Below are 15,317 nucleotides of genomic sequence, written 5' to 3'. Positions count from 1 at the left end.
TGGCCTGAGCCCTGTCGACTACAGGGCTCAGGCTGCTGGCTGAAACCGTCCAACTTTTGGGGGGCAGTTCATAGTGCACATGGCTGGTGTAGGAGCGAATTCATTCGCGAAAGGCAATCACATACGCAACAGAAGCTTCCAGGCGCGGCTCTGGAATACGGTCAATGCCTGATGGACACGAGCGTCGAGCACTTCGTCGCTGATGTCCTGATGGGCCAGTTGCTCAAGCTTGTTCAGCTCGCCATACAGACGATCCAGTTCCGGCAGGTCCAGCGCGCCGCGTGCCCAGTGCAGCCAGGCCTGGATGCGTTCGATGCGTGGCAATTGCTCGGCCAGGTCTTCGGGTTGTTGCTGGTAGCGGCCCAGTTGCAGAGCGGTCGCTTCGTCGGCGAGCAGGCGTGGCAGCCAGCTGGCCAGTAATGCCGCGCCCTGGCGGTTGCCGCGATTGTTACGCTCGGCAGTCCAGCTGCGGTTCAGCAGCCAGCGCGAAGTGTTCAGCGAGAACTCGCCCCAACGGGTGTCTTGCAGTTCTTCGAGGAATTGCTCGTGAGCCGCGCCGCGCACGTCTTCATCTTCCTGACCGGCCTGCACCAGCGGACGCCAGTCTTCCAGCAGGGCATCCAGCGCGGTTCGCAGTTGTGCGGTAGAGGCGCGAGGCGCGGCCTGGCCCAGGCTGCTGGTCAGTGAACGCAGCTCACCCAGCAAGCCGACCCATTCCTGCAGCAGACGCCAGTGGCCGTTGAAGCGATATTGCTCGGCCAGACGCTGGCTGCTGCCCAGCAGATGCCAGGCCAGCGCCGCATAGGCATCGTCCAGTGGTGTTTCGGCTTCCAGTTTCGGTGCTGGCAGGCTCAGGGAATAGCTGTTGGCATCGAACAGGCGATAGCCGCGTTCGGCCTTGCTGATATCGCAGGGCATCAACGGCAGGGTGGCGGCCAGTTCAGCGGCCAGCTCCAGGAGCGCGGCAGATTCGCCTTCGCGCAGCTCAAGTTCCAGTTCGCAGATTTCTTCTTTCTGCTTGCCGGCCACGACCTGGCCCAGGTCCAGAGCAGCCTCGATCACGACCTTGGTCTTGCCACGGCCCCAGGAGATTTCTGCCTTTTCACGAATGAAGTCGGTGGTGAACAGTGGCTTGATGGTTTTCTTGTCCAGATCCGCCAGTTGCTCGGGCCAGCAGTCGCCTTCGAGTTTTTTCAGGTCCAGCTTGGCCTTGGCCAGATCCCAGTTGAATTCGTTGCGCTCGGACAGACCGGCCACGCTTTGGCCGCGGGTCTTCATGGTCTGGATGATCTGATCGCCGTCGCGACGGATGCGCAGAGCGACCTTGGCCTTGGCCAGATCACGCTCAGGGGTGTCGAAATACTGGTTCGACAGCTCGATACGCTCCCAGCCACTTTTGTTGCGTTTCTTCAACAAGGGGTGCTCGCGCAGTGCAACGAGGGTCTCGCGGCTGACGCGGAGTTTGATTTCTGTTTCTTTTTGCATGGCCGGGAAGTCCAAACGCTGATGCTGATGACGGGAGCGCAGCCAATGATTGACGGCTGCTGAGGGCGGCAGTGTACAGGACATGGCTCGCAACGGTTTATTCCGCAGGTGCTATGGCCCTATGATGGTCTGTGTTCCGTCCCGATTACAGGAAGCATACATGCCCTTGCCGTCCATGAAAGATCAGTTCGCCGCGTTGATTGCCGTGCCTTCGGTGAGCTGCACCCAACCTTCGCTGGATCAATCCAACCGTGCGGTGATCGATCTCTTGGCAGGCTGGCTGGGCGATCTGGGCTTTGCCTGCGATATCCAGCAGGTTTCGCCGGGCAAGTTCAACCTGCTGGCGACTTATGGCTCGGGCCCCGGCGGGCTGGTGCTGGCCGGACACAGCGATACCGTGCCTTTCGATGAAGCATTGTGGAAAACCGATCCGCTGAAACTGACCGAAGTCGATGGCCGCTGGGTCGGGCTGGGCAGTTGCGACATGAAAGGTTTTTTCGCGCTGGTGATCGAGGCCGTGCGCGGCCTGCTCGATCAGCCGTTCAAGCAGCCGCTGCTGATTCTTGCCACCTGCGACGAAGAAAGCTCCATGGCTGGCGCACGAGCTTTGGCCGAGGCCGGTCGGCCGCTGGGGCGTGCCGCGGTGATTGGCGAGCCCACCGGGCTCAAGCCGATTCGCCTGCACAAAGGCGTGATGATGGAGCGTATCGAGATTCTCGGGCGCAGCGGCCATTCCTCTGACCCAAGCCTGGGGCATAGCGCGCTGGAAGCCATGCATGACGCCATCAGTGAACTCAAGGGCCTGCGCCAGCAATGGCAGCGCGAATACCGCAACCCGCAGTTCAGCGTGCCGCAACCGACCATGAACTTCGGCTGCATTCATGGTGGCGATAACCCGAACCGGATTTGCGGCCAGTGCTCGCTGGAGTTCGACTTGCGCCCATTGCCGGGCATGGACCCCGATGCGCTGCGTGCCGCCATCCGGCAAAAGCTGCAACCGCTGGCCGAGCTGCATCAGGTGCAGATCGATTACGCACCCCTGTTCCCGGAGTGCGCGCCGTTCGAGCAGGCAGCGGATGCGGAACTGGTTCGCATTGCAGAGCGTCTGACAGGTCATACGGCGGCAGCAGTAGCATTTGGCACCGAAGCGCCTTATCTTCAGCGCCTTGGCTGCGAGACACTGGTTCTGGGCCCTGGCGACATCGCCTGCGCGCATCAGCCGGGCGAGTACCTTGAAATGTCACGCCTGGAGCCTACAGTGGTTCTGTTGCGTCAGTTGATTCAGCATTATTGCCTGAGCCCCCAATAAACCGGGCCAGACACAACCCTACAGAGAAGGAGATTGCGCGTGTTGCCAAGCCTGTTCCGACGATAACCACCACAGCGTTGTGCGTGTTTCTGTCCTTCGTCCATTTTTTTACAGGCTCTTTCGGTTATGCCCGATTACGTTAACTGGCTTCGTCACGCGTCTCCTTATATCAATGCCCACCGCGATTGCACCTTTGTCGTCATGCTGCCCGGCGATGGTGTTGCGCACCCCAATTTCGGCAATATCGTCCACGACCTGGTGCTGCTGCACAGCTTGGGCGTGCGGCTGGTGCTGGTCCATGGTTCGCGTCCGCAGATCGAAAGCCGTCTGGCCCAGCGCGGCCTGACACCGCGTTTCCACCGCGACATGCGCGTGACGGACGCTGAAACCCTGGAATGCGTGATCGATGCGGTGGGGCAACTGCGTATTTCCATCGAGGCGCGTCTGTCCATGGACATGGCGGCTTCGCCGATGCAGGGTTCGCGCCTGCGGGTGACCAGCGGCAATGTGGTCACGGCCCGACCTATCGGTGTGCTTGAAGGCGTGGATTACCAGCACACCGGCGAAGTGCGCCGTGTCGACCGCAAAGGTATCAACCGCCTGCTGGACGAGCGTCACATCGTGCTGCTGTCGCCATTGGGCTATTCGCCGACAGGCGAGATCTTTAATCTGGCCTGCGAAGACGTCGCGACCCGCGCAGCCATCGACCTTGCGGCGGACAAACTGTTGCTGTTCGGTGCCGAAACCGGCCTGCTGGATGAACAGGGCCGTCTGGTGCGTGAGCTGCGCCCTCAACAAGTGCCTGCTCATCTCTTGCGTCTGGGCAACAACTATCAGGCCGAACTGCTGGATGCTGCCGCCGAAGCTTGCCGTGGTGGCGTAGGTCGCAGCCATATCGTCAGCTATGCCGAAGACGGCGCGTTGCTGAACGAGCTGTTCACCCGTGATGGTGGCGGTACGCTGGTTGCGCAAGAGCAGTTCGAGCTGGTGCGTGAGGCGGCCATCGAAGACGTGGGCGGTCTGATGGACCTGATCACGCCGCTGGAAGAGCAGGGGATTCTGGTACGTCGCTCCCGTGAAGTGCTGGAGCGCGAGATCCAGCAGTTCAGCGTGGTCGAGCGCGAAGGCCTGATCATTGCCTGCGCGGCACTTTATCCGATTGCCGATTCCGAGGCCGGTGAGCTGGCGTGTCTGGCGGTCAACCCGGAGTATCGCCACGGCGGACGCGGGGATGAGTTGCTGGAGCGTATCGAAAATCGTGCCAGGGCTTTGGGCTTGAAGACGCTGTTCGTCCTTACCACTCGCACCGCACACTGGTTCCGCGAGCGCGGCTTTGAACCCAGCACCGTCGACCGTCTGCCCAGCGCACGGGCGTCGCTTTACAACTATCAGCGTAATTCGAAGATATTCGAGAAAGCGATTTGAAGCCTTGCGAATGAACCCGCTCCGGCGCAAGGCCGGAGCAGGTTCATTCGCGAATGCCTAATAGCCTTGGCCACGATCCACTTGCCCTTCCATCGACTCGCCCCGTTCGAACCGACGAATGTTTTCCAGCAAGCCTGCAAATGCGCTTTCCGGTTGGGTCATGGCGGCGACATGGGGTGTCAGCAGGATGTTCGGGTGCTTCCAGAACGGGTGATCGCTGGCAGCCGGTTCCTTATGCAGCACATCCAGTACGGCGGCGCTGAGCTGGCCGCTGTCCAGCGCGGCCAACAGGTCGTCTTCCACCAGATGTTTGCCGCGGCCCATATTGATCAGCGCCGCGCCTTTGGGCAGGTGGCTGAAGAGTTCGCGGTCGAGGATGCCTTCGGTCTGTTCGGTGAGTGGCAGCACACACAGCAGAATGTCGCACTGCGCCAGGAACGCGGGGAGTTGTTCAGGTCCCGCATGGCAGTCGACGCCTTCAATGCGATGCTCACTGCGCGCCCAGCCTGACAAGGCAAAGCCGAACCCTTTCAGGCTCGCGAGAATATGCTGCGCCTGCAACCCGAGCCCCATGACGCCGATGCGCCGTTTATGCGCCGGAATCAGCGGGTGAGCCTGCCAGCGGCCTTCGATCTGCTGTTGGCGATAGCGCAGCATTTCCCGATGCAGGGTCAGCACGGCGAAGCAGGCGTATTCGCACATGCCGTGACTGATACCAGGGTCCAGCAAGCGCACCACCGGTAATGATTTCGGGATACGGCTCAAGTCCAGTTGATCGACGCCTGCCGATAGCGCAAACAGCACCTTGAGGTTGGGGAGCACCTGCTCCAGGTCGTCGGGAGCCAGCCAGGCCGCCAGGTAGTGGATGTCCTGCGGGTCGCCGATGTCAGGCCAGGCGCGCCACTCGATATCGGGAGCGTGCTCGGCGAACAGGGCTTTCCAGCGCTCGCTACGGGCAGGATCGGCTTTATAGAGCAGGGCGGGCATGGGCATTTCCTGAGCGTGAAAGTGGGCCTTCATCATGCCTCAAGACTGGAGCAGTATCTGTTGAAAGCGCCACCGCAAAAGGGCGGCGCAGCCTGTAAACAGAGCGTTATGCAGCAGATTGCATGGCCAGAAGGAATCTGCCGTTTGCAAGGGTGAAAACAGTGGATATGGGCATCTGGAGGGGCAAGTTCGGCGTAGATCGTTTCGCTGAACGCTTAACCTGAACAGCATCGCAATCACGTGCCGATTGCCCGGCCCACTACAGGTAAAGCCATGAACAGCAAAGTCGACGAAACACCTCATCTGCTCCGTCAACGCGATCAGTTCGTACCCCGTGGCGTGGTCACTGCTCACCCGCTGGTCATCGATCGTGCGCAGGGTTCCGAATTGTGGGATGTCGATGGCAAGCGCTATCTGGACTTCGTTGGCGGCATCGGTGTGTTGAACATCGGCCACAATCATCCGAATGTCGTCAAGGCCGTGCAGGGCCAACTGGAAAAGGTCACCCATGCCTGCTTTCAGGTGGTTGCCTACCAGCCTTATGTGGAACTGGCCAAGCGTCTGAGCAACCTGGTGGCCGGTGATAGCGGCATCGACCACAAGGCTGTGTTTTTCACGTCCGGCGCCGAAGCGGTCGAGAACGCGGTGAAAATTGCCCGCGCCCACACCAATCGCCCGGCGATCATTTCGTTTCGTGGCGGCTTCCACGGTCGCACCTTGCTGGGCACGACCCTGACCGGCATGAGCCAGCCCTACAAGCAGAATTTCGGGCCGCTGGCGCCTGAAGTGTTCCACACCCCGTACCCCAACGAATACCGTGGCGTCACGGGTGAAATGGCCCTGGCTGCGCTGCATGAATTGCTGGCTACACAAGTTGCGCCGGATCGCGTAGCGGCCATCATCATCGAGCCTGTGCAGGGCGATGGCGGTTTTCTGGCCGCGCCAGTGGAGTTCCTGAAAGCGCTGCGGGCCTTGACCGAGCAGCATGGCATTGTCCTGATTCTCGATGAAATCCAGACCGGTTTTGGTCGTACGGGCACATGGTTCGGTTTCCAGCACGCTGGCATTCAGCCGGATCTGGTGACCGTTGCCAAAAGCCTGGCGGGCGGTCTGCCGCTGTCGGGTGTTGTCGGGCGTGCCGGGATCATGGATGCACCGCTTCCGGGCGGCCTGGGTGGCACCTATGGCGGCAATGCTCTGGCCTGCGCCGCGGCACTGGCGGTGATCGACACTTACGAGCAGGAAAAACTGCCGGAGCGCGGCGAGCAACTGGGGCACTACCTGCGCGCCGGCTTGCTCAAGCTTCAGTCCCGCTATTCCTGCATTGGCGACGTACGGGGTCCCGGTTTCATGCTGGCGATGGAAATCGTCAAGGACGATGCTGCGCGCAGTCCGGATGCCGACCTCAATCAGCAACTGATCGACCAAGCCCGCATCGGCGGCCTGCTGGTGATCAAGTGCGGCGTGTATCGCAACGTGCTGCGCTTTCTTGCGCCTCTGGTGACGACTGAAGAACAGATCGACGAAGCCCTGACCATCCTCGACGGGGCCTTGGCACGAGTATTGAAGTCGAAGTAGTCGCTCAAGCCCGGTCGCGCAGGTGTTCACACAGCGTGGCCGTGGGTACTGAATGTTTAATGGAGGCTTGACCTGTCATGGCGCTGACTGATTACCGGGCACTGTTGATCGACTGCGATGAAGTTCTGGTGGACCGCGATTCCGGTGTCTGGTCGGCGTTGCAGCCATTGCTGGAACACAGCACCAACAAGCCCGACAGGGAGCAGGTGCTGGCGGCGTTCGCAGAGGCCGTAAGTGCGCTTTATCCGCGTTTCGGCGAACTGGGTTTCAGTGGCCTGTTGTGTTTTGCCCATCGACAACTGGCCGAGCGCTTCGGCGCAAGGGTCACCTGGGAGGAAGGCATGGCTTTCGCGCGCTCGGTGGACACCTGGACGCTGTTCGAGGATGCGCCGGGTGCCATGCTGTACCTGCGCAAGTTTTACCGGCTGCTGGTTTATGCCGACCGCGATGCTCAGGATCGCAATGCCTTATGCGAACGTCTGGGGCTGGAATCCGACAGCCTGTTGTCGCTGACCACGCACCCGCTGGATGACACGACCTGGCTGGCCGAGATGGATCTGCACCCGAGTGAAACCCTGCTGGTGTCACGGCCCCCCGCGTCGGCACTGGGCAACGGTGGTCTGTGCCTGATCCGTCGCGACCGTGTCGAACATCGTCAGCCTTGCCCCGCCGATCTGTGTATCAACAGCATGGCCGACCTTGTGGCGCAGCATCAGTTGTCTTTAAGGCGCTGATTTTGCTAGAAGAGAGCTTTGGTGAACGGCAATCAAGAGGTAGCTGATGGAAGGCCTGGTCAAACTGGATCGTATTGATATCAATATCCTGGTCGAGCTTCAGAAAGACGGTCGCATGACCAACGTCAGCCTCGCAGATGCTGTAGGCCTGTCAGCCAGCCCTTGCCTGCAACGGGTCAAGCGCCTGGAGTCGGCCGGTTATATCTCCAGCTACAAGGCTCACCTGAACCTCGCGAAGATCACCGAATCGGTCACGGTGTTCACCGAAATCTCCCTCAGCGACCACAAACGCGAAGACTTTGCCAAGTTCGAGGCCAACATCCGGCACGTGGATGAAGTGCTCGAATGCCATCTCATCAGTGGCGGCTACGACTATCTGGTGCGCTTCATGACCCGCAGCATCCAGCACTATCAGGAAGTGATCGAGGAGTTGCTGGACAAGAATATCGGCATCTCCAAGTACTTCAGCTACATCGTCATCAAGTCCCCTGTCATGAAAGACGGTGTGCCTTTACGCAAGCTTTTGCGTCATTGATGGCTAAAGGCCAATAAGAGAGTTGCACACTACCCTCGGTTTGACACATTCTCTTACGGCTCTTCAAGTCATCCTATGACCTGGCCAGGCTTTTGCTCGGCCAAGGGGCAAGGCTGCCTGTCGCTTGTCCCCATAAGGAAGTGTCCGATGTCTTCTACTCCTCGTTTTCTTGAGCATTACCGCAAGGCCGATCGCATCATGCTCGGCCTGATCTGGCTGCTGTTTGTGTATTCGATCGGGTTGGCGTTCTGGCACGACACCTTTACCCAGGCAATGCTGGTGGGCGGTGGCACTGCATTGGTGCTGACTGCACTGTATCGAGCCATAGGCGGCAGCCGTTTGATGCGCTGCTGCTTTGGCGTCGGCCTGATGCTCATGGCGGCCCTGCATATCAATCAGGCTCAGGGAGTGGTGGAAATCCACTTCGGCATCTTTGTATTCCTGGCGGTACTGACCTTCTACCGGGACTGGCTGCCGATCCTGGTGGCAGCCGCTGTCATCGCTGTCCATCACGTTGTGTTCCACGTCCTGCAGCATTCGGGCTTCCCGGTGTATGTCATGCACCATGCCGGTGGCTGGGGCATGGTGATGGTGCATGCCGTCTATGTGGTGGTAGAAACTGCGATCCTCATGTACCTCGCCGTTCAGAACCAGGCCGAAGCTGTCGAGAATCAGGACATGCTCGACAAAATGCTCGCCACCGCCTCGCAGTTGACCACCGATGCACGGGTTGATGAACGGGCAGGCAAGCATGTTTCCCTGACCCAGCGTTTCGAGAGCTTTCTGGCGCAGATCACCGGACTGGTGGATGGCGTGGTGCGTGACACTCGCGGCCTTGGCGAGCTGGGACATGATCTGGCCAGGGCCAGCGGCACACTGGAGGCCGGAGCGCAGCATCAGTTGACTGAAATCGCCCGCATGAGCGATGCGATGCAGCGCATGGGCGGTGCCATGAACGACATTTCCGGGCATGTCGCCCAGGCTGTCCAGCGTGCTGGCGATGCCCACGAACAGGTGGCGCACGGGCGTGAAAGCGTCGGTCGGGCGCAAACTGAAATCACCCGCCTTGCCGAGCGTATCAACACCACCGATGAAACGGTGCAGGCCCTTGCCGAGCAATCGGAGCAGGTTGGCAGGGTGCTGGATGTGATCGGCAGCATCGCCGAGCAGACCAACCTGCTGGCACTCAATGCCGCCATCGAAGCCGCCCGGGCTGGCGAGCAGGGCCGTGGTTTTGCCGTCGTGGCCGATGAGGTCCGTAACCTGGCTCAGCGCACGGCTTCGTCCACCAAGGAAATCCAAGTCATTATTCATGATCTGCAACAAGGCAGCCGCCAGGCTGCCACGGCCATGCAGGACAGCCGCGAAGATGTCGGGCGCTGCGTCGAGAACAGCCAGCGCGCCTCCGAATCGCTGCGCGCCGTGGGCGACGGGATCGGCTATATCACGCAACTCAACGGCCTGATTGCCACCACCACTGACGAGCAGTCCACGGCAAGCCGGGAAATCGCCGATCAACTGCGCTCGGTACAGAACATCGCCGAAGACACCGCAGCCAATATCGACGTGCTGACCCAAAGCAGCCAACGCCTGCCACCGCTGGCCATGCGGCTTGAGGCGTTGGGCAAGACCTTCAACCGATAGGTTTCATGCGAAGACCAGTCCCGATGACTGCAGCAGTTCCTGTGTATAGGGCTGCTGCGGCCTGGCGAATATCTCCCGCGAAGGGCCTTGCTCGACCACCTTGCCGTCCTTGATGACGATCAGGTCATGCGCCAGCGCATGAACCACTGCCAGGTCATGGCTGATGAACAGATAAGTCAGGCCGTGGCGAATCTGCAGGTCGCGCAGCAAGGCGACGATCTGTTTCTGCACCGTGCGATCCAGTGCCGAGGTGGGTTCGTCCAGCAGAATCAGATCCGGTTCAAGCACCAGCGCCCGGGCAATCGAGATGCGCTGGCGCTGACCGCCGGAGAATTCATGGGGATAACGATGGCGGGTGGCCGGGTCGAGCCCGACTTCCTGCAGGACCCGGATGACCGTCTGCTCGCGTTCCTCGGCAGTGCCGATCCTGTGGGTGACCAGTCCTTCGGCAATGATCTGTTTCACGGTCATGCGTGGGCTGAGGCTGCCGAACGGATCTTGAAAGACCACTTGCAACTGGCGCCGCAAGGGGCGCATCAGGTGCTGACTATGCAGGCTCAGTTCCTTGGTGCCGAAGCGGATGCTGCCTTCGGAATCGACCAGGCGCAGGATCGCCTGGCCCAGGGTCGATTTGCCCGAACCGGACTCGCCGACGATGCCCAGCGTCTTGCCTTTGAGCAGTTCAAAACTCACCCCATCCACAGCCTTGATGTAGCGAGGGTCGCGTTTGAACCAGCCTTTGTTCAACGGGAACCAGACTTTCAGGTCCTGTACCGACAGCAGGGTGTTGCGATGGGTAGAAGGCACCGGCTCGCCGTCAGGCTCGGCGTTGATCAACAGGCGACTGTAAGGGTGCTGCGGGTGGTCGAACAGGGCCTGGCAGTCAGCCTGCTCGACGATCTGCCCTTCACGCATCACACAGACCCTCTGGGCTATGCGGCGGACCAGATTGAGGTCGTGGCTGATGAGCAGCAATGACATGCCCAGGCGCTTTTGCAGGGACTTGAGCAGTTCGAGGATCTTCACCTGCACCGTCACATCCAGCGCCGTGGTGGGTTCATCGGCAATCAGCAGGTCAGGCTCGTTGGCCAACGCCATGGCGATCATGATGCGCTGGCGCTGACCGCCGGAAAGCTGATGAGGGTAAGCCTTGAGTCGCGCGAGCGGGTCACGGATGCCCACCAGGTCCAGCAGTTCAAGCGTCCGATTCCGGGCGGCCTTGCCCTTGAGGCCCTTGTGGGTGATCAGGATTTCGCCAATCTGTTTCTCGACCGTATGCAGCGGGTTCAACGAACTCATGGGCTCTTGAAAGATCATCGCCACCCGGTTGCCGCGCAGGCTGCGCAGTTGCTTGTCACTGGCACTCACCAGGTCCACGCCGTCGTAGCGGATCGTACCCTGGGTGCTGACGGTCTTTGCCGGCAGCAGGCGCAGGATCGAGTGGGCCGTGACGGATTTGCCCGAGCCGGATTCACCCACCAGCGCCAGGCATTCGCCGCGCCGGATATCGAGGCTGACACCATGCACCACTTCGTGGCCGTTGAAGGCGACGCGCAGGTCGCGTATTTCAATCAGGGTCTCTTGCATGTCAGCTCCGGGGATCGAAAGCGTCGCGGCAGGCTTCGCCGATGAACACCAACAGGGAAAGAATCAGCGCCAGTACCACAAAGGCGGTCAGCCCCAGCCAGGGGGCTTGCAGATTGCGCTTGGCTTCACTGATCAGTTCACCCAGCGAGGCGCTGCCTGCGGGCATGCCGAAGCCGAGAAAGTCCAGCGCGGTCAGGGTGGCGATGGCACCCGTGACGATGAAGGGCAGATAGGTCAGGGTGCTGGTCATGGCGTTGGGCAGGATGTGCCGCCACATCAGCGCAGTATCGGTCAGGCCCAGGGCGCGGGCCGCCTTGACATATTCCAGGCTGCGGCCGCGCAGGAATTCGGCCCGTACCACATCCACCAGCGCCAGCCAGGAGAACAACGCCATGATGCCCAGCAACCACCAGAAATTCGGTGAAACGAAGCCGGACAGAATGATCAGCAGATACAGCACCGGCAAACCTGACCAGATTTCCTGAATCCGCTGGCCGATCAGGTCGGTCATGCCGCCGTAGTAGCCCTGGATCGCGCCGGCACAGACCCCGATCACGGTACTGATCGCGGTCAGCAGCAGGGCGAAGAGGATGGAAATCCGGGCACCGAACAGCACCCGCGCCAGCACATCCCGGGCCTGCTCGTCGGTGCCCAGCCAGTTGTGGCTGTCTGGCGGGCTGGGCGATGGGGCTTGCAGGTCATAGTTGATGGTGTCGTAACTGAAAGGGATCGGCGCAAACAGCATCCAGCCGTTTTTGGCGGCTATCAGTTGGCGTACGTAGTCACTGGAGTAGTCCGGCTCGAAGGGCAGTTCGCCACCGAAATCGGTTTCCATGTAGGTGTGCAGGGCAGGGTAATACAGCGTGCCTTCGTAGCTCAGCACCAGCGGCTTGTCGTTGGCGATCAGCTCGCCACACAGACAGACCAGCATCAGTGCGAGGAAGATCCACAGCGACCACCAGCCCCGCCGGTTGGCCTTGAACAGCGCCATGCGGCGTTTGCTCTGGGGAGAAAACTCGAACATCAGGCGCTCCTCGCGGAAAAGTCGATGCGCGGGTCGACCAGCGTGTAGCACAGGTCGCCCACCAGCTTGATCAGCAGGCCGAACAGCGTGAACAGAAACAGCGTGCCGAACACCACCGGATAGTCCCGCGACACCGCCGCCTCGTAGCTCATGCGCCCCAGCCCATCGAGGCCGAAGATGGTTTCGATCAGCAGGGAGCCGGCGAAAAACACATCGATCAAGGCCTGCGGAATCCCGGCGACCACCAACAGCATGGCGTTGCGGAACACATGGCCATACAGAACCCGGTGCTCCGTGAGGCCCTTGGCTCGTGCCGTGACCACATACTGACGACTGATCTCGTTGAGAAAGCTGTTCTTGGTGAGGATGGTCAGCGTGGCAAAACCGCCGATCACCAGGGCACTGACCGGCAGCACCAGATGCCAGAGGTAGTCCTTGACCTTGCCCCAGGCACTGAGGCTGTCGAAGTTGTCCGAGAGCAGGCCTTGCGCCGGAAACCAGCTGAGGTAACTGCCCCCGGCAAAGACCACGATCAACAGAATGGCGAACAGAAACGCGGGCGTGGCATAGCCGATGATGACCAGCGTGCTGCTCCAGACATCGAACGCACTGCCATGCCGCACGGCCTTACGGATGCCCAGCGGTATGGAGATCAGGTAGGTAATCAGCGTTGCCCATAGTCCCAGGGACAGTGATACCGGCAGTTTCTGGGCAATCAGTTCCGTCACTTCGGCACCACGAAAGAAGCTGGTGCCGAAATCCAGCTGTGCATAATTCTTGAGCATCAGCCACAGACGTTCGTGCATGGGCTTGTCGAAGCCGTAATGCTCCTTGATCGCCTCGATCAGTGCCGGGTCCAGCCCGCGAGTGCTGCGGCTTGCCGTGCCGGAGGCCGCCACTTCGCCCCCGCCACCGCCGACCCCGTTGGGACTGAAGCCCTGAATGCGGGCGATGGCCTGCTCGACCGGGCCGCCGGGCGCCGCCTGTACGATCAGGAAGTTCACAATCAGAATGGCCAGCAGCGTGGGGATGATCAGCAACAGGCGTCGAATCATATAAGCCAGCATGTTACGGCTCCTTCGCGGCGGTGGGCTTGCCTGTCAGGGCAGAAGCCTGGGCATTGGTCAGTGCTGTCGGGCTGATCTGCCACCAGGTTTCCAGACCAATGTCGTAGACGGGCTCGATCTCGGGCCTGCCAAAACGATTGGCGAACACCAGCGGCGTTCCTTTGGAGTAGTAGTTGGGAATCATGTAGTAGCCCCATTGCAGGACCCGATCCAGGGCGCGGGCATAAAGCACCATGTCCTGACGGCTGTTGGCGGCGACCAGGCCATCGATCAACCTGTCCACAGCGGGATTGCGCAAGACCATGGCGTTGGAGCTGCCCACTTGTGTGGCGCTTTGCGAGCCAAACAGGTTGTACAGTTCACGGCCCGGGGAAATCAGCGGATTGCCGTTTTTCGGCAGACTGACCACGATCATGTCGTAGTCCCGGGCGTTGAGCCGGTTGATGTACTGCGCCGAATCGATGCGCATGAAATTCAGGGTGATGCCGATCTGCGCCAGGGTGCGTTTGAACGGCAAGATCAACCGGTCGAAGCCGCCCTGGCCGTCGAGAAAGCTGAAAGTCAGTGGCTCGCCCGCCGCGTTGACCAGCTTGTTGTTGCGCGGATGCCAGCCAGCCTCGGCCAGCAGCTTCAGGGCCTGTAGCTGCTTGTCGCGGATATAGCCGCTGCCGTCGGTGCTGGGTGGCTGGTAGACCTGTGTGAATACCTCATCCGGGACCTGACCGCGCAGGGGCTCGAGAATCTTCAGTTCGGCAGCGTCCGGCAATTGCGTGGCGGCCATCTCGCTCTTGGGGAAGTAGCTCTGTTCGCGCACGTAGAAACTGCGCATGACCCGACGATTCAGCCACTCGAAATCCCACAGCAACGATAACGCTTCGCGAACCCGTCGATCCTGAAAGACGGGGTTGTCCAGATTGAAGACAAAACCCTGTGCCGAAACGGGGCGTTGCCGGGCCAGGATGTGTTTTTGCAGACGTCCGTCGTCGATGGCCGGGCCGCTGTAGCCGACGGTGTAGCCCGCCGATGAGAACTCCCGGTTGTAGTCAAAGGCTCCGGCCTGCAGCAGTTGCCGGGCGATTTCCGTGTCGCCGTAGAAATTCACGGTCAGGGTATCGAAGTTATACAGCCCGCGGCTGACCGGCAGGTCTTTGGCCCACCAGTCCTTGACCCGCTCAAAGACCACACTGCGTCCGGCGTCGACTTTCGCGACCCGGTAAGGCCCGTTGCCCAGCGGTGCCTCGAAACCTCCACCGTTGGCAAAGTCTCTGTCCTTCCACCAATGTTCGGGAAGGATGCGCATGCTGGCGATATCCAGAGCCAGCATGCGGTTGAGGTTGTTCTTGAAGTCGAAGCGAATCTGTAGCGGTCCCTCCATGACCACATCCTTGACGTCCGCATACATGGGCCGGTAGCTGAAGCTGGCCTTGGTGGTCATCAGTTCAAAGGTGTAGCGCACATCATTGGCGGTGACGGGTGTGCCGTCCTCGAAGCGCGCCTTGGGGTTGATGAAGAAACGAATCCAGAGGCCATTGGGGTCCATTTCCATTTTTTCCGCGATCAGGCCGTACACCGTGTAGGGCTCATCCAGTGAGCGATAGGCCAGCGGGGAATAGACCCAGGTGTCGAGTTGAACCACGTTGATGCCTTGATCGACATACGGATTCAGGTAATTGAACTGGCCGATTTCTTCGGCCGAGCGTGTCAGCGAGCCGCCCTTGGGGGCGTCCGGGTTGACGTAAGCGAAGTGCTGAAAGCCCACAGGGTATTTCGGGGCTTCGCCATAGACCGTCAAGGCGTGGGTCGGCGCGGCCAGCAGTGCCTGCCCATAACCGTACAGAGCAACGCCCAGCAGCAGGCGCCTTAGAAAACGGGAGGTACGCAACATGATGGGGCTGTCCTTCTACGCGCTGAATACTCATGCACTGCGAAAAAGACCTCCGGC

12 protein-coding genes are annotated in these 15,317 nt (G+C 60.5%); 6 read left to right on the top strand and 6 right to left on the bottom strand.

Going from position 1 to position 15,317, the window contains the following annotated elements; translation table 11 throughout:
- Positions 1-117 precede the first annotated feature (117 nt).
- Complete coding sequence (locus tag K5D32_RS20825) at positions 118-1,485, bottom strand: inorganic triphosphatase (protein WP_221601674.1); 1,368 nt, start codon at positions 1,483-1,485, stop codon at positions 118-120.
- A gap of 160 nt (positions 1,486-1,645) precedes the next feature.
- Here K5D32_RS20825 and argE point away from each other — a divergent pair, with 160 nt between their 5' ends.
- Together argE and argA are read left to right on the top strand one after the other, a co-directional pair.
- Positions 1,646-2,794: an acetylornithine deacetylase gene (gene argE / locus K5D32_RS20820; RefSeq protein ID WP_025258024.1), complete on the top strand. Its 1,149-nt coding sequence runs from the start codon at positions 1,646-1,648 to the stop codon at positions 2,792-2,794.
- Between the two features lie 126 nt (positions 2,795-2,920).
- Positions 2,921-4,219 carry an amino-acid N-acetyltransferase gene (gene argA, locus K5D32_RS20815; protein ID WP_025258025.1) on the top strand — a complete coding sequence of 433 codons (1,299 nt, stop codon included), beginning with the start codon at positions 2,921-2,923 and terminating at the stop codon, positions 4,217-4,219.
- Positions 4,220-4,276: 57 nt separating this feature from the next.
- Here argA and K5D32_RS20810 read toward each other — a convergent pair whose 3' ends face one another.
- The gene (locus tag K5D32_RS20810; RefSeq protein WP_221601672.1) at positions 4,277-5,206 is read right to left on the bottom strand and encodes a glyoxylate/hydroxypyruvate reductase A; all 930 of its coding nucleotides are present in this window, start codon (positions 5,204-5,206) and stop codon (positions 4,277-4,279) included.
- 273 nt (positions 5,207-5,479) lie between these two features.
- On the opposite strand from K5D32_RS20810, the gene gabT reads away from it, so the two are divergent.
- The 4 genes from gabT (at position 5,480) to K5D32_RS20790 (ending at position 9,697) form a co-directional block, all read left to right on the top strand.
- Positions 5,480-6,784 (top strand): 4-aminobutyrate--2-oxoglutarate transaminase, encoded by a 1,305-nt coding sequence (gene gabT / locus K5D32_RS20805; protein WP_221529426.1) that lies wholly within the window; start codon positions 5,480-5,482, stop codon positions 6,782-6,784.
- A gap of 77 nt (positions 6,785-6,861) precedes the next feature.
- On the top strand, positions 6,862-7,518 hold the full coding sequence (locus tag K5D32_RS20800; RefSeq protein ID WP_221601671.1) for an HAD family hydrolase: 657 nt from the start codon (positions 6,862-6,864) through the stop codon (positions 7,516-7,518).
- A gap of 46 nt (positions 7,519-7,564) precedes the next feature.
- Positions 7,565-8,053 (top strand): Lrp/AsnC family transcriptional regulator, encoded by a 489-nt coding sequence (locus tag K5D32_RS20795; RefSeq protein WP_002555947.1) that lies wholly within the window; start codon positions 7,565-7,567, stop codon positions 8,051-8,053.
- Between the two features lie 147 nt (positions 8,054-8,200).
- A complete protein-coding gene (locus tag K5D32_RS20790; protein WP_221575475.1) occupies positions 8,201-9,697 on the top strand; it encodes a methyl-accepting chemotaxis protein in 1,497 nt (498 codons plus the stop codon).
- A 3-nt stretch (positions 9,698-9,700) separates the two neighbouring features.
- Here the strand turns inward: K5D32_RS20790 and K5D32_RS20785 are convergent, their stop codons facing one another.
- Genes K5D32_RS20785 through K5D32_RS20770 form a run of 4 tightly spaced genes read right to left on the bottom strand, consistent with a single transcriptional unit; the run spans position 9,701 to position 15,260 of the window.
- Positions 9,701-11,284 carry an ABC transporter ATP-binding protein gene (locus tag K5D32_RS20785; protein WP_221601669.1) on the bottom strand — a complete coding sequence of 528 codons (1,584 nt, stop codon included), beginning with the start codon at positions 11,282-11,284 and terminating at the stop codon, positions 9,701-9,703.
- Position 11,285: 1 nt separating this feature from the next.
- Positions 11,286-12,308, bottom strand: a complete 1,023-nt coding sequence (locus tag K5D32_RS20780) for an ABC transporter permease (protein WP_221594619.1) — start codon at positions 12,306-12,308, stop codon at positions 11,286-11,288.
- Entirely contained in the window at positions 12,308-13,375 is a 1,068-nt protein-coding gene (locus K5D32_RS20775; RefSeq protein ID WP_221601667.1) for a microcin C ABC transporter permease YejB, read from the bottom strand. The genes K5D32_RS20780 and K5D32_RS20775 overlap by 1 nt, the downstream gene beginning before the upstream one ends.
- A 1-nt stretch (position 13,376) precedes the next feature.
- Positions 13,377-15,260: an extracellular solute-binding protein gene (locus tag K5D32_RS20770; RefSeq protein ID WP_221601665.1), complete on the bottom strand. Its 1,884-nt coding sequence runs from the start codon at positions 15,258-15,260 to the stop codon at positions 13,377-13,379.
- Positions 15,261-15,317 lie beyond the last annotated feature (57 nt).

The sequence above is a fragment of the Pseudomonas cichorii genome (genome assembly GCF_019719005.1).
Taxonomy (GTDB): Bacteria; Pseudomonadota; Gammaproteobacteria; order Pseudomonadales; family Pseudomonadaceae; genus Aquipseudomonas; species Aquipseudomonas cichorii_E.
Note: the sequence above shows the minus strand (reverse complement) of the source record. Positions and strands in the feature narration are given on the sequence as shown.